21 protein-coding genes are annotated in these 20619 nt (G+C 41.3%); 16 read left to right on the top strand and 5 right to left on the bottom strand.

Going from position 1 to position 20619, the window contains the following annotated elements:
• Positions 1-25: 25 nt before the first annotated feature.
• The 5 genes from CEF17_RS13510 (at position 26) to CEF17_RS13490 (ending at position 4629) form a co-directional block, all read left to right on the top strand.
• Positions 26-481, top strand: a complete 456-nt coding sequence (locus CEF17_RS13510) for a MarR family winged helix-turn-helix transcriptional regulator (RefSeq protein WP_100399981.1) — start codon at positions 26-28, stop codon at positions 479-481.
• On the top strand, positions 481-1860 hold the full coding sequence (locus CEF17_RS13505) for an MATE family efflux transporter (protein WP_100399980.1): 1380 nt from the start codon (positions 481-483) through the stop codon (positions 1858-1860). The genes CEF17_RS13510 and CEF17_RS13505 overlap by 1 nt, the downstream gene beginning before the upstream one ends.
• Positions 1861-2170: 310 nt before the next feature.
• A complete protein-coding gene (locus CEF17_RS13500; RefSeq protein ID WP_100399979.1) occupies positions 2171-3382 on the top strand; it encodes an NAD(P)-dependent malic enzyme in 1212 nt (403 codons plus the stop codon).
• A gap of 149 nt (positions 3383-3531) precedes the next feature.
• Positions 3532-3897 (top strand): hypothetical protein, encoded by a 366-nt coding sequence (locus CEF17_RS13495; protein WP_100400918.1) that lies wholly within the window; start codon positions 3532-3534, stop codon positions 3895-3897.
• Positions 3898-4065: 168 nt separating this feature from the next.
• Positions 4066-4629: a shikimate kinase gene (locus CEF17_RS13490; protein ID WP_100399978.1), complete on the top strand. Its 564-nt coding sequence runs from the start codon at positions 4066-4068 to the stop codon at positions 4627-4629.
• A gap of 41 nt (positions 4630-4670) precedes the next feature.
• Here CEF17_RS13490 and CEF17_RS13485 read toward each other — a convergent pair whose 3' ends face one another.
• The 3 genes from CEF17_RS13485 to CEF17_RS13475 are packed head-to-tail and all read right to left on the bottom strand — an operon-like array spanning position 4671 to position 7544.
• Positions 4671-5396, bottom strand: a complete 726-nt coding sequence (locus tag CEF17_RS13485) for a LutC/YkgG family protein (RefSeq protein WP_100399977.1) — start codon at positions 5394-5396, stop codon at positions 4671-4673.
• Complete coding sequence (locus CEF17_RS13480; protein WP_100399976.1) at positions 5393-6820, bottom strand: LutB/LldF family L-lactate oxidation iron-sulfur protein; 1428 nt, start codon at positions 6818-6820, stop codon at positions 5393-5395. Before CEF17_RS13480 ends, CEF17_RS13485 begins: the two co-directional genes overlap by 4 nt.
• Before the next feature lies 1 nt (position 6821).
• On the bottom strand, positions 6822-7544 hold the full coding sequence (locus tag CEF17_RS13475) for a (Fe-S)-binding protein (RefSeq protein ID WP_100399975.1): 723 nt from the start codon (positions 7542-7544) through the stop codon (positions 6822-6824).
• A gap of 297 nt (positions 7545-7841) precedes the next feature.
• Between CEF17_RS13475 and CEF17_RS13470 the strand changes: the two genes are divergently transcribed.
• From CEF17_RS13470 to CEF17_RS13430, 10 genes are all read left to right on the top strand, one after another.
• Positions 7842-8165, top strand: coding sequence for a hypothetical protein (locus CEF17_RS13470; RefSeq protein ID WP_100399974.1), 324 nt, complete (start codon positions 7842-7844; stop codon positions 8163-8165).
• 13 nt (positions 8166-8178) lie between these two features.
• Entirely contained in the window at positions 8179-8304 is a 126-nt protein-coding gene (locus CEF17_RS20875; RefSeq protein WP_269799457.1) for a hypothetical protein, read from the top strand.
• Positions 8305-8407: 103 nt separating this feature from the next.
• The gene (locus CEF17_RS13465) at positions 8408-9079 is read left to right on the top strand and encodes a phosphatase PAP2 family protein (RefSeq protein WP_100399973.1); all 672 of its coding nucleotides are present in this window, start codon (positions 8408-8410) and stop codon (positions 9077-9079) included.
• Between the two features lie 41 nt (positions 9080-9120).
• The gene (locus CEF17_RS13460; protein ID WP_232725508.1) at positions 9121-9780 is read left to right on the top strand and encodes an MOSC domain-containing protein; all 660 of its coding nucleotides are present in this window, start codon (positions 9121-9123) and stop codon (positions 9778-9780) included.
• 215 nt (positions 9781-9995) lie between these two features.
• Entirely contained in the window at positions 9996-11606 is a 1611-nt protein-coding gene (dcuS, locus tag CEF17_RS13455; RefSeq protein WP_100399971.1) for a DcuS/MalK family sensor histidine kinase, read from the top strand.
• On the top strand, positions 11603-12325 hold the full coding sequence (locus CEF17_RS13450) for a response regulator (protein WP_100399970.1): 723 nt from the start codon (positions 11603-11605) through the stop codon (positions 12323-12325). The genes dcuS and CEF17_RS13450 overlap by 4 nt, the downstream gene beginning before the upstream one ends.
• A 371-nt stretch (positions 12326-12696) precedes the next feature.
• Positions 12697-14376, top strand: a complete 1680-nt coding sequence (locus CEF17_RS13445) for an SLC13 family permease (RefSeq protein WP_100399969.1) — start codon at positions 12697-12699, stop codon at positions 14374-14376.
• Between the two features lie 203 nt (positions 14377-14579).
• Positions 14580-15557: a ring-cleaving dioxygenase gene (locus tag CEF17_RS13440; protein WP_100399968.1), complete on the top strand. Its 978-nt coding sequence runs from the start codon at positions 14580-14582 to the stop codon at positions 15555-15557.
• A gap of 31 nt (positions 15558-15588) precedes the next feature.
• The gene (locus tag CEF17_RS13435) at positions 15589-16194 is read left to right on the top strand and encodes an alpha/beta hydrolase (protein ID WP_100399967.1); all 606 of its coding nucleotides are present in this window, start codon (positions 15589-15591) and stop codon (positions 16192-16194) included.
• Between the two features lie 62 nt (positions 16195-16256).
• The gene (locus CEF17_RS13430) at positions 16257-17249 is read left to right on the top strand and encodes an NADPH:quinone oxidoreductase family protein (RefSeq protein ID WP_100399966.1); all 993 of its coding nucleotides are present in this window, start codon (positions 16257-16259) and stop codon (positions 17247-17249) included.
• Positions 17250-17290: 41 nt separating this feature from the next.
• On the opposite strand, the gene CEF17_RS13425 is transcribed toward CEF17_RS13430, so the two are convergent.
• Together CEF17_RS13425 and CEF17_RS13420 are read right to left on the bottom strand one after the other, a co-directional pair.
• Positions 17291-17821 (bottom strand): transcription repressor NadR, encoded by a 531-nt coding sequence (locus tag CEF17_RS13425; protein WP_100399965.1) that lies wholly within the window; start codon positions 17819-17821, stop codon positions 17291-17293.
• Positions 17818-18960: a cysteine desulfurase family protein gene (locus CEF17_RS13420; RefSeq protein WP_100399964.1), complete on the bottom strand. Its 1143-nt coding sequence runs from the start codon at positions 18958-18960 to the stop codon at positions 17818-17820. The genes CEF17_RS13425 and CEF17_RS13420 overlap by 4 nt, the downstream gene beginning before the upstream one ends.
• Before the next feature lie 88 nt (positions 18961-19048).
• On the opposite strand from CEF17_RS13420, the gene nadB reads away from it, so the two are divergent.
• Positions 19049-20617, top strand: a complete 1569-nt coding sequence (gene nadB / locus CEF17_RS13415; RefSeq protein WP_157843040.1) for an L-aspartate oxidase — start codon at positions 19049-19051, stop codon at positions 20615-20617.
• Positions 20618-20619: the final 2 nt, after the last annotated feature.

Raw genomic sequence — 20619 nt, 5'->3', positions numbered from 1 at the left:
TAATTGTTTAGGAGGCTAACTATTTATGAAAAAGTTAGAGGAAAATTTGAGCTATAATATAGGAGTGCTGGCTCATCTGTTGCGTAATCACCACAACCAGGTGTTGATGAGTTTTGATCTGAGTTTTTCGCAAGCTAAAGTTCTTTATTTTTTGCATGAGTTTGGCGAGCAAAGCCAATCTTCTCTGCAAAAACGGTTATATATACAGCCTTCATCTATGAATGGCCTGGTAGAATCAATGGTTAAGAAGAACCTTATTGAAAAAAAAGAAAGCCAGCTTGACCGAAGGACAAAGCTCATTTCTTTGACTGAAAAGGGCATAGAAACAGAAGGAAGACTGCGAGAAGTAAGAGAAGAGGTTGAAACCGACCTTGTGAGCGACTTTGAGCCGCCAGAAAGGGAATTGCTTCTTAGCTGGCTTAAGAAAATGACTCTGAGAATGCAGCAAAGAAACGGACAGAATGAAAAGGAGTTAAAGTAATGAAAAAGCAAAGTGACCAGCTTGGAACTGAGCCGATTCCCAAGCTATTAAGAAACATCTCCGTCCCTGCTATGATAGGGATGTTTGTCATGGCTTTATATAACGTAGTTGATACAATCTTTATTTCTCATGGTGTTGGTCTGGATGCGGTAGCAGGAGTGACGATTGCCTTCCCCGTTATGATGATTATGATGGCTGTAGCAGCGGCTTTTGGAATGGGTGGCGCTTCGGTCATTTCACGGCGGCTTGGTGCCCAGAAGAAAGATGATGCGGATAAAGTATTAGGAAATATTCTGTTTATGATTCTTATGATAGGGGCTGTTTCCTTCATAGGAGCTTTCACGATCATTGAGCCGCTTGCCCAATTGTTTGGAGCGACTCCTGAAGTTCTTTCCTATGCAGTAGAGTACCTGTTTCCGATTCTTATTGGGTCCGTTTTCTTTGCTTTTGGTTTTACGGCAAATGCCATTATTCGATCAGAAGGGAATTCCCGTTTTGCCATGTTGACGCTGGTCATCCCTTCGATTCTGAATATTATTTTAAGCCCCATTTTTATTTTTGTATTTAACATGGGTGTAGGCGGGGCTGCAATAGCTACTGTTTTGTCACAAGGAATTATAAGTGTCATCGTTCTATGGTATTTCCTGACAGGACGGAGTACATTAACGATTAAGGTTGAAAATCTGCTTCCTCAATGGGTGATTATCAAGGAAGTGGCTGTTATAGGGTTTCCTGCTTTTGTCCGTCAGTCATCTGGAAGCGTAATGATGATAGCAATAAACACAATGCTTATTCGTTATGGCGGCGAATTTTATGTCAGTGTGTTTGGTATTGTTCAAAGAATAGCGATGTTTACGTTGATGCCAATGATGGGGATTCTTCAGGGGATGCAGCCTATCGTAGGGTATAATTACGGAGCAAAACAATACGGGAGAATGAGGGAAACCATTCTTCTAAGCTTTAAAGTTGTAACAGTTATATCAACTTTTATTTTTGTACTAATGATTGCAGTGCCTGCCCCATTTATGAGAGTCTTTACAAGTGATCCTGCAACGATTGAATCTGGTGTGGAGGCTATAAAAATTATGTTTGCTGCAGCCTTTTTGATTGGAGCGCAGGTGTTAAGCGGCGGATTATACCAGGCATTGGGCATGGCTAAACCAGCTCTTGTGTTATCAATGGCAAGGCAAATATTGTTTTTGATTCCTTTGGTCCTTATCCTGCCATCATTTTTAGGGGTGTATGGTGTATGGATAGCTTTCCCGCTTGCAGATATCCTTGCTTGCGCACTAGCTGCCATTTTCTTATGGAAAGACAGAGACTTGTTTTTTAAGAAAAAAGATAGAGATAATACAATGAAACAGGAAGTAAAAGCCTAGAATAGAAATCTAATAAAAGCTGTATATAAATCCTCCAAAGGGCCGGTCCGATATAAGAACTGGTCCTTTTTTGTAAGGACCAAAGCAGGTTTTCTCCCATTAAGGTAGAGAAAACGACAAGGAATTTAGATTTGCTATAGACAAAAAGTAGAAAAACAAATAAAATAAATATTCAGAATAATTTTTCAAATTATAAGGAGGGAAGGTAAGAGAATAAAAAATAAAATGGGTGATTGTTAAAAAACGTAAGAGAAGTATTCATGCCCTTTTGGCTTTAATATTTCCTTATGAATAAGAAAGGGGAAGAGACATGAGCAATCTTAGGGAGAGAGCTTTAGCTCTGCACAAAGAGCATAGAGGAAAGTTACATGTGAATGTTAAAATGCCTGTTAATGACGGAAATGATCTTAGCCTTGTCTACTCCCCTGGAGTAGCTGAACCGTGTAAAGAAATTGCCGAAGATCCTGAAAAAATTTATGACTATACGAGCAAAAGTAATCTAGTAGGTGTAGTCTCAAATGGTTCGGCCGTTTTAGGATTGGGAAATATTGGAGCAGGAGCTTCCATGCCAGTAATGGAGGGGAAAGCAGCATTATTTAAGGAATTTGCAGGCCTTGATGCCTTTCCAATTTGTTTGGAGGAGTCAGACCCTGAAAAATTAATCCAGACAATTAAAATGCTGGAGCCCACTTTTGGAGGTATAAATTTAGAAGACATTGCTGCACCTGATTGCTTTTTGATTGAGCAAAGGTTAAAAGAGGAAATGAATATTCCTGTTTTTCATGATGACCAGCATGGAACAGCCATTGTGACTGCTGCAGGTCTTATTAATGCCTTGAGGATCGTGGATAAAAAGGTGGAAAATATCAAGGTGGTTATTAACGGTGCCGGATCTGCAGGTGTAGCTGTTACCAAGCTGTTAAGAACAATAGGAATAAATAATATCATCATCTGCGATTCTATCGGGCCGATTTATAAAGGACGGACTGAAAGAATGACCCCGGTAAAAGAGGAATTAGCAGAGTTGACCAATAGTCAGAGCGTGCAGGGCAGTTTGGAGGATGCCATTATCGGAGCCGATGTGTTTATTGGCGTATCGGTGGCGGGAGCCCTCACACAAGAAATGGTGGAAGAAATGAGTGAGGACAGCATTATATTTGCCATGGCTAATCCTGTTCCTGAGATCATGCCTGCTGAAGCAATAGCTGCTGGAGCGAAGGTAATAGGGACAGGCAGGTCTGATTTACCTAACCAGGTAAATAATGTTCTGGCCTTTCCAGGTATTTTCCGGGGTGCACTGGACTGCCGGGCATCTACAATTAATGAGGAAATGAAGCTGGCAGCCGTGTATAGTATAGCGGACCTTATACCAGAGTGGGAGCTATCTCCTGAGTATATTATTCCTCAGCCATTTGATAAAAGAGTGGTGCCAGCGGTGAGGGGGGCAGTAATTGACGCAGCCATCAATTCTGGCGCTGCCCTTCTGAAGAAGGGAAATGAGTGTGTGAAGACAGGAATGTAATCTGTTTGTAAATAGGTGAAAGGAGTTAGAAGGTTTTGTTCTAACTCCTTTCTCTATTTACAGAGTGAAGAGGAAAGTGAATGGATACCAGGTATGAAACAAACACTACATAAAAAAATACAGGGTGATCGGCGTTGAAGAAAAACAAGGTGACTAAGCTGACGAATCATGAACCATTTGAGGTGAACACGATCATTGAAAGATTAGGATTTACAAAAAATTTTCGCTCAGCTACTGCAGAGGAGTGGTATGTATTTATACCCGGCTTTGAAGATCCTTCCCTTGGAGGGGCACCAGCAAAGGTGTTTATCCAATACGATCTACAAGGAAACAGAGATGTGTTTATCAATACCACGATTATAATAAATAACCCCGAACTGCACCAGCAAGAAAAGAGCCTGCTCATTCAGCAGATAGCTGACGAACTGATCAACAGGCTGGTAGGGTACGCAGATACGCTTCTTACAGTACACGCAGGAGAAAATAGTTACGATGCAGAATATATTAAAGAGTAAGTCATAAACATAACGGTCACATCTTAAAAGATTGAGCATACTCATGGAAGAAAAAAGGCACAAATATTTTGGAATGGTCATTTCTGCCTTCTTATTGACTTTCACCATTTACTGCATTAAAATTTTCACCATAATATGTGACCTTCATAAAAAAGGAAGTTGTTATAAATGGGACCAAAAGTTTATCCGTTAAGAGAGCGAAATATTGTTTTAATAGGTTTTATGGGTGTGGGAAAAACAAGTGTAGGTTCTTTGCTTGCCAAAAAGCTGTTTCGTGATTTTATAGACATAGATCAGGAAATAGAAAAAAAGTATAGTATGAAGGTGCCGGATATATTTAAAGAACTGGGAGAAAAGAAATTCAGAGAAATGGAAAGGGAAATGACGATCAGCTGGTGCAGGGATACTCGCTTAAAAGTCATTTCTTTAGGTGGAGGAGCATACGCACAGCCTGATATCAGAAAGGTGTGCTTAGAATCTAATATTGTTATTTCTTTAGATTTGACGTGGGATTCCTGGAAAGACCGGCTTGATCTGATTATAGACAGCCGCCCTGTGCTTCAAAACAAAAGTCTGGAAGAAATTGAAGCTCTATATAAAGAAAGAGAACAAATGTATAAGCTTAACAGCTTTGAAGTAGAAACCGATGAGAAAGACGTTGAAGAGGTTGTTGATTATATCGTAAGCTCGTTAAAGCTAGGTTGGGAATTGTACCAGCCACAGCCGGAATAAATGAGAGGTCCGGGCCTAATATATAGTGGCCCGGACCTCTTTTATTTGTCATCAATAATAATGTAGGTAGCTCTGACAGGACCATGGACGCCGACAACTAAATTTAACTCAATATCAGCACTGTTGCTTGGACCTGAAATGAAGTTGACACATGAAGCTATATTACTGCCTCTTTCGATTTCATGATGAATGAAAGAAGCAGCCTGGGTCATTCTTGGTACAATCGAGCTTTTAGGAATAAGGGCAATATAGTTTGTTGGCAGTAAACTTACTGATCGTCCTTTACCAGAGCCGCTAAACAAAACCACTGTTCCTGATTCGGCCAATGTTATATCACTAAAGGTGATTCCTACGTCAGCTTTTTCAGCCATCTGGACATTTTCTTCTCTTGAAAGGGTGGGCTCCCATGTAAATGAATCTATATCCTGCTCTGGGCATTCTTTTGTAAAAAACTCAGAGAGCCCATATTCGACAAACCGCTCATCTTTCCAGGTGACAAGAGAAGAAGCATTTAGATTCTTTAGTTCTTGGCGTATGGTTTCTTTTAAATCAGACACAGAGGTTTCTACAAGCTGAGTGTGAATAGCTAAGCATTGTTTTTTCAGTACCTCAACAAGCTCCTCCTGGTTGGCATCACTTAACACATCCCACTGGGGAGAGTTTTTCCATACAGGGCGAGCCACTGGGTCAGTTTTACGTGGACGGTCTAATTTATTTGCAATCATTCCTAAAAAGCTGTCTTTGTTTTCCACGGTTCCTTTGTTCATGATTGACCCTCCTTCCGGTGCTTTTTAAACCAATCTCTGAAAGAATCTTTTTTAGGAGCAGGAAGGTCGCGAATATCAGTCCACGGCTTCATTGGTCCCGGGCCTCTGGAAATAATTTCGTTTCTGGCGAAAGGAACAGTCATTTGCGGGGCTGACTTTACACCAATACGATACCAGGTGGAAGAAGTGGCTACCATTTCAAATCCTCTCATTGCCATTCTTTCTCCAAAGCTTGTTTTCTTTTCTTCCTCGACGATCTTTCGACGATGGCTGATTAGAAGCTCATGAAGAGGAATTTTTACCGGACAGGCATCTGTGCATGCAGCGCATAAAGAAGAGGCATAAGGCAATTCTTTATAATCGTCATAGCCCCCCAAAAGAGGTGTAAGCACTGCTCCAATGGGTCCGGGATAGATAGAACCGTAGGAGTGACCGCCTACATGTCTGTAAACAGGGCATACATTAATACAGGCAGCACAACGAATACAGTGAAGGGCAGATTGAAATTCTGTTCCCAGGATATTCGAGCGGCCATTATCAACAATCACCAGGTGAAATTCTTCAGGTCCGTCTGCATCTTGTTCATCTTTTGGGCCTGTAAGTCCTGTAATATAGCTTGTCAGCTTTTGGCCGACAGCGCTTCGGCATAACAAGGAGACCAATATATCAAGTTCTTCCCACGTTGGAACAATTCTTTCCATCCCCATAACAGCAATCTGAGTTTTGGGAAGGGCGGAAACGAGTCTTGCATTTCCTTCATTTGTCACGAGAGAAATGGAACCTGATTCTGCAACGGCAAAATTACAGCCAGTAATACCCAGGTCAGCAGACAAAAATTCTTTCCTAAGCATCTCTCTTGCAAAGAGTGTAAGCTCTTCTGGTTTTTCAGTGTTGGTGTAGCCCTTTTTTTCACGAAAAGTATCACGAATTTGTTCTTTATTTTTGTGGAGAGCCGGGACAACGATATGGGAAGGAGGGTCGTGATCGTCAATTTGAAGAATGTATTCACCAAGATCCGTTTCAATCACTTCACAACCCATCTCTTCCAAGACGTGATTCATGTTGATTTCTTCTGTGACCATGGACTTTGATTTAACGATCTTTTTAGCTTCTTTAGTCTGAGCTACTTTTTTTATATAGTCATTTGCCTCTTCCGGTGTCTGAGCAAAAAAGACATGACCCCCTCGGCTGCTGAGGTTTTCAGCCAGCTGCTCAAGGTAATAATCAAGGTTTTCTAACGTATGTGAACGGATTTCTTCACCAAGCTCCCGCCATTTCTCCCAGTCACCCAATTCTTCAGAGGCTTTCTCACGCCTGTCCTGCATGCGTTCCTGCGCTCCGGCTACAGCTTTTCGCATAAAGCTGTTTTGGATGCCGTCTTCAACCCGTCCAAAAAAATCTTTTTCTCCTATTTTCATTGGCATGTTATTTCACCTCGTTATTCAAAACTTCGGCAATATGCATTACTTTAATTGATTTCCCTAAGCGGTTAATCCGACCGCCGATATTCATCAGACAACCGCAGTCTCCCCCAATGAGAATTTCTGCTCCTGTCTCCTCTATGTGGGCTACTTTCTCATCTACCATTTGTTCGGAAATTGGTGTCATTTTCACAGAGAAAGTTCCCCCGAACCCGCAGCAGTCCTGGCTGTTAGGAAGTTCTTTTATCTCTAAGTCCTCCACTTTTGAAAGAAGGTTTTGGGGAGCGTCAGTCACCTTTAACAGCCGGGTCATATGACAGGATTTATGGTAAGCAGCTGAAGCGGGAAGTCTTGCAGAAATTTCTTCAACCTTTACTACTTCCACGAGAAACTGCGTAAGCTCATATGATTTCCTGCTTAGATTTTTTGCTTTATCCGCCCATTCCTTGTCCTTGCTTAATAAGTGCTCATATTCTTTTACCATGGCTATACAAGAACCAGAGGGAGCTACAACATAATCAGCATCCTCAAACACTTCAATGAAATGTTTAGCGATACTTTTCGACTCTTTATGATAACCGCTGTTATAGGCTGGCTGCCCGCAGCACGTTTGGTTTATTGGGAAATCCACTTCACATCCATACTTTTCAAGCAGCTCGACTGTACTCTTTCCAACGTTTGAGTACATTACATCAGCTAAGCATGTAATAAATAATGAGACTTTCATTCTAATCCCCTCGCCTTTTGAGAAATCGCTTACAAAGATCTTTACAGCCATTTTAACAGAGTAATGTTAGAAAATGCTTTATTTTTTGATAATAATAGATAAAGAATTGTTTTATTCTGGCGTATAACGTGTTTTTTTCTTTATTGACGGTTTCGAAACCTGATTTATACTTAAAGCTATAATGGCAAACTGGGATCTTTTTAACGGAGATAGAAAAGGAAGAAATTATTCATATATGTGAAAGAATGGAACCATAATAAAGTATACTTACTAAGTTTCCTGATAAGGAGGCAGAAGATGAAGCTTTTTCTTCTTTGCAGTTTAGGCATAGTTACTTTCTCTATGACAGCAGGTCTGGATAAAGGTCATAATGTCTTATTACTGCCTTCAGTGGTCTGCAGCGATGGGGAAATCATTCCAGAAGCGTTTGATTTTTTATATGCTCCGGGGAAAACAGGGACACCATATTTCTCCGTTGTAAATATAGAAAAAGCAGTGAATATTGAATTTATATCTGATGAGTCGGTTGCACTTATGTTAAAATATTTATTGTCTTTACCCGTGAAATTCCAGTCTACTTTTATCTTTGATGAGATTGTTGAGAAGTCATATCAAAGGTAAAGGAGGACAACGTATGGAAAGCAGAGCTGGTAATGAAACGAAAGAAGCTCTACGCGGCCTGACTGTAGGGGTTATCTTAATGATCGTTGGTTTTGCGATTGCTCATTATGTTTTCGGTATGCCTTTTTTTCCAAATTAAAAATACAAGAGGAGCTGTTACTTCACATGGCTCCTCTTTCCTTTTAAACGAGCCGTGGATAAGCACCTTTAGATGAATAAGGAGACAAGGAGATTTTTTACATATGATTTTTACTAACAAGAAAATAACAGCTGGACTGGCGTTAATGATGTTTGTTATATCCTTCCTTATCGGTAGTTGGACTTTTGCCATTGATTTTGATATTTTTCATTGGTTTCAAGGGATAACAGAAACAGCGTTCGGCCAGTGGCTCTATAATGCAGCACTCATCTTTTCAAGCCTTGGGGCCCCGGAGATCATTCTATTTGTCACCATATTTTCAGCACTGGTACTCTGGATAAAAAAGTATAGATTTGAAGCTTTGTCATTTGTACTGCTTACCGGTACTGGAATTGTTTTTAATTATCTTTTAAAAGTATTTTTTCAAAGAGAACGGCCGGGAGAAGCGCGAAGCATAGAAGTTTTCCAATTTAGTCTGGATATTCCGTCCTTTAGCTTTCCAAGCGGACATACGATGCGTATTACGCTTTTATGCTTATTGCTTTTTTATGTATGGGACAGGGTCATTAGAAAAGGCGGGATGGTAAAAGGCACCGTCATTCTTCTTCTTTTTGTTATTGCTATTGGAACCTCGCTGGCTCGGGTGGTCCTTGGCTGGCATTACCCAACTGATATCCTGGCCGCTATATTGTTTTCACTTGGTTTATTTCTTTTGTTTTATTCTGGTGAAGAGAAACTTAGAGGTAAATTCCAACAAAGCTTTCTTGTGAAGTAACTAGTCAACAAAGGATATTATTTATGGTGGGAGCTGGTACAGTGGAAAAAGGAAGCGTAGTTTCATTAAATACTGGCAAGGCAAAAAAATTAAGCCATCAAGGGGAAAAAGAAATATTGTCTGGTATCTACAAGGAGGCAGTAAAAGAGAAGGCCCTCTATTTATCCTTTTCTAACCTTGCTGGAGATGAACAGGCTGATCTGGTAAATCATGGAGGAGCAGATAAGGCTGTATGTGTGTATCCATTTGAACACTATAAGTATTGGAAAAACAGGTTTCCAGGCTCTTGGCCATCAGGATCCTTTGGTGAAAATGTAACTTTACAAGGCTATACGGAAACGAATACGTGCATTGGAGATATATTTCGGTGGGGGGAAGCCCTTGTAGAAGTAGCTCAGCCGAGAAAGCCCTGTCATAAGCTGGCCAAACGCCATGGAATTAAAGAACTGCCTTTGGATGTACAAAATACGGGTTATACTGGCTTTTACGTCCGAGTTTTGGAAGAAGGATATGTGTCGAAGAATGATTTGTTTATCCTTAAGGATAGAGGTTCAGATGTCTCAATAGATTTTGTGAATCAAATTACCTACCATCATCAACCTGATCAAAAACGCCTGAAAAGGTTGACTGAGCTTCCACAGCTTACTGATAGTTGGAGACTTTCATTTGAAAAGAAATTAAAAAAATTAGAAGAAATGTAAAACATTACAACGTGGCGTTCAATTCTTTTAAAGTTTTCAATGAATTGAGCGCTAATTTTGTATGATAAAATATAATCAATACGTTGAGAAAAAACATAAAAGCTGAACATTAACCAAAACTTTTGATATAGTGTCTTTAGCAGAAATGCAGAACAGTGGCTGACGGAAAATAAAGTGGTATCCTGCCACCAGTAGTCACAGCCGGGGAGAGTTCCATGCGAGAGATCTTAGAAAGAGTTAGAAAGTCTATTGGGCTCCAAGCCTGGATGACAATATTAATATGCATTGTGCTGGTTGTATCCCTTGCCTTAACCGGAGTGTTCGCGGGCAATTACACGACACATCAAACACGCGAGCATCAGGCTGATAAGGTTATGTCGATAGCGAGAAGTGTAAGTTGGTCGGAAGCAGTACAAGAAAGCTTACATAATGAAGAGGCTGATGAACATGTCCAAGCCTACACTCGTACCGTTCAGGAAGATACAGAGGTAGAATACATTGTGGTTATGAATATGGAAGGTTTACGTTTTTCCCATCCAGTACAAGACAGAATTGGAGAATACTTTGTGGGGAACGATGAATCGAGAGCTTTTACCGGGGAAAGCTATACGTCCATTGCAGAAGGGACATTAGGGGAATCACTACGTGCCTTTGTTCCCGTATGGTCTGGTGACGAGCAAATAGGAGTCGTTTCTGTGGGGATTTTAATTGATAACATTGAGGAAGAAGTGTTAGAGTCTCAATCCGTTGTATTCTTTGGCACATTGATGGGTCTTTTAGTAGGACTTTTAGGAGCTCTTGCTCTGGCCCAAAGAGTGAAACAAACCATGCACGGTCTGGAACCTCAAGAAATTGCTCAGTTGGTTAAAGAACGAGATGCCATGCTTGCATCAGTACGGGAAGGGATTATTGCTGTAAATGATAAAGGTGAAGTCGTCGTTGCGAATGAAGAGGCTAAAGAGTATTTCCAGCGAGCAGGTTTTATGAAAGACCCTATCGGAGAACAAATTGATACCTTTCTCCCTGAGCTCGGAATGAAAAACATTATCGAAAATGAAAAAGGCGAGTATGATCGTGAGGAAACACTAGGCAACATAGATATTATTATCAGCAGGGTTCCTGTCATAACTGATAAAAAGATTGTAGGGGCAGTAGCAACATTTAGAGAGAAAACAGAGCTTACTACATTAATTGACCAGCTTACTGACGCTAAAACTTACGCAGAAACCTTGCGTGTCCATACACACGAATTTATGAACCGTCTTCACGTGATGTCCGCCATGGTTCATACTGAGTCATATGAGGAATTAAAGGAGTATATTGATCAAATCTCCAAGAATTATCAAAAGGAAATCGGCTCTGTTTCCCGCCTTGTAAAGGATCCTGTATTAGCTGGGTATATACTGAACAAAATGAGTCAACTGAGAGAAGAGGGTGTGACCGTAGATCTTAAAGGAGAATATCCGTTACCTGACTTAAAGGATTCAGAGCAGATGGATGGTTTAATTACAATTATTGGGAACTTAAGTGAAAATGCTTATGAAGCAGTTAAAAATCAAGAGGAAAAGAAAGTAACATTTACTGTAAATTATGAAGAGGGTTATTTTTATTTTAATGTCCAGGATAACGGACATGGAATTGACCCTTCCGATAAAGACTATATATTTGAAAAAGGCAGATCAGGAAAAGGACAGAATCGTGGGTACGGCTTGTACTTAACAAAGAGAGCCCTTGATAACTTAAATGGGTCAGTGGAAGTCATATCTGAAAAAGAAGAAGGTACGACATTTACAGTGAAAGTTCCTTATAAAGGGGAAGAAGTATGATAAATGTGTTAATAGTAGAAGACGATCCGATGGTTGCAAAGTTTAATAAAATTTATCTTGAAAAAATTAATGGTTTTCATGCGGCGGGTATTGTTCATAATGTCAAAGAAGCATGGAAGGTTTTGAAACAAGAGAAAATCGATCTTCTTTTATTGGATGTTTACATGACTGACGATACTGGTCTTGATATGCTCGTTGAATTGCGAAGAGAAGGCAGTAATATTGATGCAATTGTCATTACGGCTGCCAATGATAACACCTCTATAAAAACAGCTTTACGCTATGGAGCGGTTGATTATTTAATTAAACCCTTTGACTTTGAAAGATTTAAAGAATCTTTACTTCAATACAAAAAGAAAGCTGAATTAATGAAAGATGAGCAGGCTGTCAGCCAGGAGGATCTGGATGCATTTCTTTTAAGAAAAAAAAGATCTAATTATAATCCCCTGGAACTGCCTAAAGGGCTTACAGAAGTTACTTTTGCTATCATTGCTAAACAAATTCTTGACTGGGAAAAGACATCGTTTTCCACAGCCGATGTGGCCAAAGAAACGGGGATATCACGTGTGTCTACGCGAAAATACTTACAGCACCTTGTGGATATAGAAATATTGCTTGTCCAGGTGAGTTATCAAACGACGGGGAGACCCCTACATAGATATCGCCTGAAATCAGAAAAAAAGGATGTGCTTCAGTCTTTTGTAGCCTCTGTTGACTAGGACTGGATACATTGTGAGAATATCTAAATGTAATGTCAGTACATGCTGTGGAGAAAGGATTTTCAACAGCATGTTTTTACTGTTTAAACCAATTAATTCTATAAGTATACTGTCATATTTTCAAAACAATTTACTTAGACAATCTGTCTGCTCCATGCTTTACTTATCCAGATGCCAGGAATGTACTTGGGTTCATTTTAATAAGAAAAAAATCTGTTACTTGTAACATTTGTTTCTATAAAATTCTTAAAATAAGAAATATATTTGATTTTTTTACTTACAAAAGGTTTGTAATAGTTACAAAAGATATACTTCGACAAAATATTCAATTAATCTTACAGTAAGCGTTTACAGGAAGGGTGAAAAAGCTTATGGAAAAAAGTTCACTTACATCGTCGATTTGGAAAAGTCTATGGGCTTCTTCAACTCAAACAAAGAAATTGTTAACCTTTTCTCAATTTAAGGAAATGGGTAACAAGAAGAACGGTGCTGATTCACAAGAAAAGAATACTGATGCGAACACTTCATCCGGTGGTCCTCAAGGTCCGTCTGGAGATTCAAATAAGCCTGCTTATACTCGTGCACAATTAGTAGGTCTTATTTTAGGGCCATTATTATTTGCCCTGACACTTATGTTTTTCAGGCCGGAAGGATTATCTCCCGAAGGGCTTGCAGTGCTGGCGGTCACAATGTGGATAGCAACATGGTGGATCACGGAAGCCATACCTATTCCGGCTACCTCGCTCCTGCCTATTATTCTCCTGCCTATTACAGGAGCATTAGATGGCGACACGGTTGTATCAGCTTACGGAAATGATATTATTTTCTTATTCCTTGGTGGATTTTTTGTGGCACTGGCTATGGAAAAATGGAACCTTCACAAGCGGATGGCCTTAGCAATTATTGCTCTTATTGGAACAAGTACGCAAAGAATTATTCTTGGTTTTATGCTTGCCACGGGTTTTCTCTCCATGTGGGTTTCAAATACGGCTTCCGTAATGATGATGATTCCTATTGGACTAGCTATCACTTATCAGGTTTCAGAAGCGTTAAAAGGTGATAAGGGCAGTGAAAGTGAAATTAAGAAATTCGAGAAAGCCATCATCTTTGGTATTGGGTACGCAGGGACAGCTGGGGGATTAGGTACGTTGATAGGTACACCGCCAAACATTATCCTTGCTGGTACTGTTAATGAATTATTTGATATGGAAATTACCTTTGCCAGCTGGATGGCATTCGCAGCCCCTTTAGTATTTATATTGCTAATCGGTACATGGTTTTATCTTACGAGAGTTATCTATCCAATCAAACTTAAACAACTGCCAGGTGGAAAAGAGCTTATACAACGTGAAAGAAAAGCCCTTGGCGGAATTACTCACGAAGAAAAAGCAGTACTTGCTGTCTTCTTGTTTGCAGCGTTTATGTGGATTACACGAACGTTCTTATGGGATGCAGATGGAATCGTAGAAATCCCAGGTCTTACGGATGGTATGATCGCTATTACGGCTACCATTTTGTTGTTCTTAATTCCAGCGGGACAAGGAAAAGAAGCAAAGATTTTGGATTGGAAAGATTCAAAAGAGATTCCTTGGGGAATCCTGCTCTTGTTCGGCGGTGGTTTGGCTATAGCTGCCGGCTTTAGTGAAACAGGACTTTCCGGATGGATTGGAGAGCAGCTGACAGTTCTTGAAGGTATGAACTTTATCTTAATTGTCCTTGTAGCAACAGCTTTGGTATTGTTCTTAACAGAAATCACTTCAAATACTGCAACGGGAACGATGATCCTGCCAGTAGTTGCATCTCTTGCGATTGCTTTAAACATCCACCCGTACGCCCTGATGGTACCTTGTGCGATGGCAGCTAACTGTGCATTTATGCTTCCAGTTGGAACACCGCCAAACGCCATTATCTTTGGGACAGGGAAACTGAAGATTATTGAAATGGTAAAGAACGGTTTCTGGATAAATATTGTTGCTATTATTCTCATTGTGCTTGCTGTGACTTTCTGGCTTCCAATGCTATGGGGAATCGATCTCCAGCAGGGGCTCTAATTATAACAAAATAGTCATTACCCTAATAAAACAGGTCCGCCAGGTTGATCATATAACAGCGGGCCTGTTTTTTTTACGTTTGGAAAGCGTATTGGTTTTGTTTTATAAAAATATACGTTATTTTATACTTATGTCACTAAAAAAAGGTTAGTAACGTATGAAAAGTGTAAGGTGACGTTATTCGATAATAAGGAGTGAGAGCTGTGGATCTGAAAGAGCTAAAAGGGGTTCACCATGTTTCAGCTATAACCGGGGACGCAAAGAAGAACTATGAGTTTTATACAAATATTTTAGGCATGAGACTTGTGAAAAAAACTGTAAACCAAGATGACACCTCTGTATATCATTTGTTTTATGCTGATGAAAGAGGAAATCCGGGAACAGATTTAACATTTTTTGAAATTCCGAACGCAGGAAGCACTCATTATGGAACAAACAGTATTTCCACTACCTCCTTACGAGTTGCAACTGATGCATCCTTAGATTACTGGGAAAATCGTTTTAATGAGTATGACGTAGAACATGACGGCATCACACAGCAGTCAGGAAGAGCGGTTTTGCCGTTCCGTGATTTTGAAGGCCAGCGGCTCGTTCTGGTATCAGATGAGAAAAATAAAGGAGTCCCTGCCGGAAAGCCTTGGGAAAAAAGCCCGGTTCCTTCAGAACACGGCATAAGAGGGTTGGGTCCTGTCACGTTGACTGTGTCCAGGCCGGAGCTTACAGCCAGTGTACTAACGGATCTTTTAAGCTTTAAGGAAACAGGAACCTTCACTTCTGCAAAAGGCTCATCCACCATTAGAGTGTTTGAAACCGGAGAAGGAGGAACAGGAGGAGAAGTGTTTCTGGAAGAAAATAATGATCTTCCGAGAGAAAGACCAGGGAGAGGCAGTGTGCACCATGTCGCTTTTCGTGTAGAGAATGAAGAAGAGCTGAGAAAATGGGAACAGTTTTTCAATGATAATAACCTTCCCAATTCTGGATTTGTGGAGAGGTACTATTTCCGTTCATTATATTTTCGGGAAGCAAACGGGATTCTTTTTGAGCTTGCCACAGACGGACCTGGTTTTGAAGGGGATGAGCCGTTTGAAACCTTGGGAGAAAGCCTGGCGCTCCCTCCTTATTTAGAGAATCAAAGAGAATCCATTGAAGCACGACTGAAGCCCCTTGATACAAAACAATAAGTGTTAAAAGGCCAAAGAGAGGAGAACGAGGATGGAACATATTTATAACAAAGGAAGTAACACAGACGCGCCAACATTATTGCTCCTCCACGGAACAGGGGGGGATGAACGTGATTTACTGCCACTGGCACAAATGATAGCTCCAGAAGCTTCTGTATTGGGAGTACGGGGGGACGTGCTTGAAAATGGAATGCCCCGTTTCTTTCGGCGTCTTGCAGAAGGTGTATTTGATGAGGAAGACCTGGTCTTTCGCACCAGAGAACTGCATGAATTTATAGACGAATGTGCAGGGAAATATGGCTTTGATCGTCAAAATGTTGTCGCAGTAGGATATTCCAATGGGGCAAACATTGCAGCAAGTTTGCTGTATCATTATGAAAATTCTCTATCAGGAGCAGCTCTTTTTCATGCCATGGTACCCCGCCGCGGGGTAGAGCTTCCTTCATTAAATAAAATCCCTGTTTTCATCGGGGCAGGCAAACAAGATCCCCTTATTCCTGCTGAGCAGACAAAAGAGCTTAGTCGCCACTTACAGGAGGCGGGAGCTCCAGTTACTGAGTACTGGACAGAAGGTGGTCACCAGCTGATAAGAGAGGAAGTAGAAGAAGCAAAAAAATGGTTTGAACAATATTTTTGATTTAGACCAATAAGTAAACATCTGATAAGCAGAGAAAAGAAAAAGACAGGGAGGGAAGAAGAGTGGAGAATTTCCAGGCATTTGTAATAAATAAGGAAAACGAAAAAGTAACAAGAGACATCAAGACATTAAGCCTGTCAGATTTGCCTGAAGGAGAGGTCACCATCCAGGTTGCGTACTCAAGTGTGAATTTTAAAGATGGGTTTGTTGCCATCCAGGGGCAGTTTGTAGAGAGTTATCCGCTGGTTCCAGGAATCGACCTCGCTGGAAGAGTCATGGAGTCGAAAGATGAGCGATACCAAGAAGGCGATGAAGTTATTGTTACGAGCTATGATCTAGGGACCGGGCACCACGGAGGGTTCAGTGAGGTTGCTCGTGTGCCTGGAGACTGGGTGGTTCCCCTGCCTAAAGGGCTTAGTATGAAAGAAGCAATGATCCTCGGCACGGCAGGATTTACGGCTGGCTTATCCGTTCAGCGCCTGGAAGAGAATAACCTTAAACCGGAAAACGGTCCTGTCTTAGTTGCAGGAGCAACCGGTGGAGTCGGCAGTATTGCTGTCGATATTCTTGCAAACAGAGGATACCACGTGACAGCCAGTACCGGAAAAACAGATGAAAAAGATTACCTGAAGAAGCTTGGAGCCCGGGAAGTTATCCACAGAGAAGAAATTGTGGATAATGAAGGAAATCCAATGCGTGAAGAGCGCTGGGCTGCTGCCGTAGATCCAGTGGGAGGGCAGACTCTTCAGTATATATTAAGCACTCTTCAATATGGAGGCTCTGTTGCTACGAGCGGGTTGACTGGTGGGACAGACGTTTCGACGAAGGTCTTTCCTTTTATATCAAGAGGCATTAACTGGCTGGGGATTGACTCAGTGACGTGTCCTATGGATAGTAGAAAAAAAGTCTGGGAGAGACTAGGGCATGACTTGAAGCCCAGTCACTTAAATGACGAGATTGTAAGTGAAATATCCCTAAATGAACTTCCTCACGTGTTAGAAGATATATTACAAGGGAAAGTCCGGGGACGTACAATTGTTACATTAAACAAATAAAACAGAAAGTCAGGCTGAAAGCCTGGCTTTTTTATGAAAGGTTATAACAGAAACCCGGCTTCCTTTAGTGATTTTTCGGTTTCAATTAGTATTTTTTCCTCAGGGGCTTCAATCGTGTGCAAGTGAACACCACCAGTTAATTCTGAAAGAAGAGTTGCCTCCGTCTCAGTAAATTTTTTTATGAATTCATGTACATCCCTTCTGCATGCAATCATAAGAGAAGCGGTGATATCACCATAAAGCTGATGCTCTACTGTCACATCCAAGACAGTGGCTCCCTGGTCTACAATGATTTGCAGCTCCTCTTGAGTTACATTCTTATCAGCCGAGTGACAGCAGGCTATTTTTTTTCTAAACGCATTCGGTCTTGAAGGAGACATCATAAGATATCCCTGTGAAGTAGAAAGTATAGGAGTATTTCTGGCTTTTAATATAGAAATATCCTGGACAATGACTTGGCGACTTACATTCGTTTTTTTTGCTAAAACGCTACCTGTAATGGGCTCGTGAGCTGTTTTAAGCCACTCTAAGAGAAGCTTTCTTCTATCCTCCCCTATTAATTTTTCTTTCATATTCTCCCCCCTGTCATTTCCCGGCTGGCCAGGTTTTGGATTATTTCCGCGGCTTTTTCAATATCATCTTTTGTTGTGAATTTTCCCATGGAAAGACGGATCAGACCATGTGCTTCCTCTGTTGACCTCCCTAAAGCAATCATGGAGGCTGGTGGAGAAGAGCTCCCCGCACGACAGGCACTTCCAGTAGAAACAGCAATCCCCCGGCGATTGAGCTCAAGCATGATATATTGGCCTTCTCTTTGATCAAAACGCAAAGCAAAGTGTCCTGGAATCCTTTTATCAGGATGGCCTTCTAGGATGATTGATTCCTCCGAGAGCACAGCTTTCGTAAAGTAATCACTCAGCTTCCTTACTTTCTTTACAATATCTGTTTGTATAGAAATAGTTTCCTCGGCTGCAGCAGCAAATGCGGCTATTCCGGCAGTGTCTACTGTTCCGGGTCTCAATCCTTTTTCATGAGACGTATGAGGAAAAAAAGAATCCCAACTCGTTTGCGGGGAGATATAGCAAGCCCCTGCACCCTTTGGTCCGTAGACTTTATGAGAGGAAATAGAGAAGGAATCAAGATGTGCTTCCTTTACTGGTATCATGATTTTTCCAAAGGTTTGGACACAATCACTATGAAACAAGGCTCCATGCTCTTTTACTATGTCACCAATGCTTTCAAGGTCCTGAATGGTACCCAGTTCTGCACTTGCATGTCCGATAGAGACCAAAACGGTCTTTTCCTGTAACAGTTCCTGCAAATGGGATAAACATACTTGGCCATATTCATTTACTCTGACTTTTGAAACAGTAAAGCCTTGTGATTCTAAGTAAGCAAAGGTTTGTAACACAGATGGATGCTCAAGAGGAGTAGTGACAAGCTGTTTTCCTTTATGTCTGTTTCCCTTGGCAAGGGCAATTAAAGCAGAACTGTTAGCTTCTGAACCACAGCCTGTGAAATAAATACTGCGAGGGATGACAGAAAGCAGAGAAGCTATTGTTGCTCGCGCTGATTCGATAATAGAAGCAGCATCTGTTCCGTAGGTATGAAGACTGCTAGCGTTGCCAAAATAATGTGTAGAAACGTGCATATATGTTTTTAAAGCAAGATCGGACATGGGTGTAGCAGCAGAATAATCTAAATAAATCATGATATCACCTTTAATTTTGTCTTGTATTTATTGTAAAGTTGTGTAAACATAAGTGTCAAGACACATGTTAAGATTCGGAGTGAAGGAAATGGAGCATCATGCAGATGTGGTTGTGATTGGAAGTGGTTTAGCAGGATTGGTTGCAGCTGAATCTTTAGGTTCTTCCTGTCAGGTGACCATAATAACAAAGGGAAGAAGGCAGCAAAGCAACTCGTTTTTAGCTCAGGGAGGGATTGCAGCAGCAATAGGAGCAAACGATCACTGGAAGCTCCATTATCAAGATACGCTGTCGGCAGGGGGAGCTCATCAACGAAGAAGAATGGTAAAAAAGCTTGTCCAGAATGGCCCTGATATTACAAAATGGTGCCAGTCGAAAGGGATTATTTTTGATATTGATTCAGCCGGGAACATGGCCCTAGGAAAAGAAGGCGCTCATCAAAGAAGGAGAATCCTTCACGCGGGTGGTGATGCAACAGGGGCCGTCATGGTATCTTCATTTCTAAAAACTGTTGAAGACTATGTTACTTGGCGGGAAGATGAAACAGCCTATGAATTGATTGTCCATGAAGGAGAGTGCCGAGGGGTACGTACGGTTACACCGGAAGGTCATTATCATACATACTTTTCAAAAGCTGTCATATTAGCTGCGGGAGGAGCCGGTCAGTTATATCCAGTCACTTCGAACGGCAAGCAGGCAACTGGGGATGGATATTCCCTTGCTTACATGGGCGGGGCTCTGCTGACTGACTTAGAAATGGTTCAGTTTCATCCCACAGTGACAAGAGGGGACAATGGTAATACTTTCTTAGTTTCAGAGGCAGTGAGAGGGGAAGGGGCACGCCTGATCACAAAAGAAGGAATCCCTATTATGGAAAATCATCCGTTAAAAGATCTGGCACCTCGGGATATTGTGGCAAGAGAAGTAACCAAGTGGAGAAATAATGGGCATAAAGTATTTTTGGACATTCAACATATAGTTGATTTTTCAACAAGGTTCCCAACGATATATAGCTGGTGCAGTGACAACCAAGTTTCATTTTCAGGCGGGAAAATCCCGATAGAGACGGGGGCTCACTTTAACATGGGAGGCGTGGTCGTAAATAGCAGAGGGCAGACAACTCTGCCAGGACTGTTTGCCGCAGGAGAGACAACTTATACAGGTATTCACGGGGCAAACAGGCTTGCCAGTAACTCTCTCCTGGAGGCATGCGGGTTTGCAAGATGGTGTGCCGAAGAAGTGAAGAAAATGGTAGAGATGAAATATGATTTTCCAGGTGAGCCAGCGGAAGAGAGGAAGAAACCTTCCTTCACTAAAAGACATCTTCCATCCAAAGAAGACATAAAACAGAACATGCATGATGGAGCTGGTGTGATCAGGCATGAGCTGGCCATGAAGAGATCGTTAAACTGGTGTAAAAGACATTTACAGGGTATCGGAGACAGCTTTGTGCCCGCAACATCTGAGGAAGCAGAAATAAGGCATATGCTTGTCACCAGCTCTTTAGTATTGGAGAGTGCACTATGTCGTGAAGAAAGCCTCGGGGCTCATTACCGTAACGATAGTCAAAACAGGAAAAGAAAAAAAGAGTGGATGTGTCATAACGGTATGACAAAAACACTGATAAAAGCGAGCAAACCGCCTGAAGGAGGCTTTTGAGA

Source organism: Bacillus sp. FJAT-44742, assembly GCF_002797315.1.
Taxonomy (GTDB): Bacteria; Bacillota; Bacilli; order Bacillales; family Marinococcaceae; genus Thalassorhabdus; species Thalassorhabdus alkalitolerans.
This window is presented reverse-complemented; position numbering and strand designations above follow the sequence as displayed.

Bases quoted from the DNA above. Each gene is read 5' to 3' on its own strand.
- CEF17_RS20875 (WP_269799457.1), top strand. From the start codon at position 8,179: ATGGAAAGCAGAGCTGGTAATGAAACGAAAGAAGCTCTACGCGGCCTG.
- CEF17_RS13480 (WP_100399976.1), bottom strand. From the start codon at position 6,820: ATGCCAATGAAAATAGGAGAAAAAGATTTTTTTGGACGGGTTGAAGAC.
- CEF17_RS13505 (WP_100399980.1), top strand. From the start codon at position 481: ATGAAAAAGCAAAGTGACCAGCTTGGAACTGAGCCGATTCCCAAGCTA.
- CEF17_RS13445 (WP_100399969.1), top strand. From the start codon at position 12,697: ATGGAAAAAAGTTCACTTACATCGTCGATTTGGAAAAGTCTATGGGCT.
- CEF17_RS13435 (WP_100399967.1), top strand. From the start codon at position 15,589: ATGGAACATATTTATAACAAAGGAAGTAACACAGACGCGCCAACATTA.
- CEF17_RS13470 (WP_100399974.1), top strand. From the start codon at position 7,842: ATGAAGCTTTTTCTTCTTTGCAGTTTAGGCATAGTTACTTTCTCTATG.
- CEF17_RS13485 (WP_100399977.1), bottom strand. From the start codon at position 5,396: ATGAACAAAGGAACCGTGGAAAACAAAGACAGCTTTTTAGGAATGATT.
- CEF17_RS13420 (WP_100399964.1), bottom strand. From the start codon at position 18,960: ATGATTTATTTAGATTATTCTGCTGCTACACCCATGTCCGATCTTGCT.
- CEF17_RS13500 (WP_100399979.1), top strand. From the start codon at position 2,171: ATGAGCAATCTTAGGGAGAGAGCTTTAGCTCTGCACAAAGAGCATAGA.
- CEF17_RS13490 (WP_100399978.1), top strand. From the start codon at position 4,066: ATGGGACCAAAAGTTTATCCGTTAAGAGAGCGAAATATTGTTTTAATA.
- CEF17_RS13450 (WP_100399970.1), top strand. From the start codon at position 11,603: ATGATAAATGTGTTAATAGTAGAAGACGATCCGATGGTTGCAAAGTTT.
- dcuS (WP_100399971.1), top strand. From the start codon at position 9,996: ATGCGAGAGATCTTAGAAAGAGTTAGAAAGTCTATTGGGCTCCAAGCC.
- CEF17_RS13465 (WP_100399973.1), top strand. From the start codon at position 8,408: ATGATTTTTACTAACAAGAAAATAACAGCTGGACTGGCGTTAATGATG.
- CEF17_RS13510 (WP_100399981.1), top strand. From the start codon at position 26: ATGAAAAAGTTAGAGGAAAATTTGAGCTATAATATAGGAGTGCTGGCT.
- CEF17_RS13475 (WP_100399975.1), bottom strand. From the start codon at position 7,544: ATGAAAGTCTCATTATTTATTACATGCTTAGCTGATGTAATGTACTCA.
- CEF17_RS13425 (WP_100399965.1), bottom strand. From the start codon at position 17,821: ATGAAAGAAAAATTAATAGGGGAGGATAGAAGAAAGCTTCTCTTAGAG.
- nadB (WP_157843040.1), top strand. From the start codon at position 19,049: ATGGAGCATCATGCAGATGTGGTTGTGATTGGAAGTGGTTTAGCAGGA.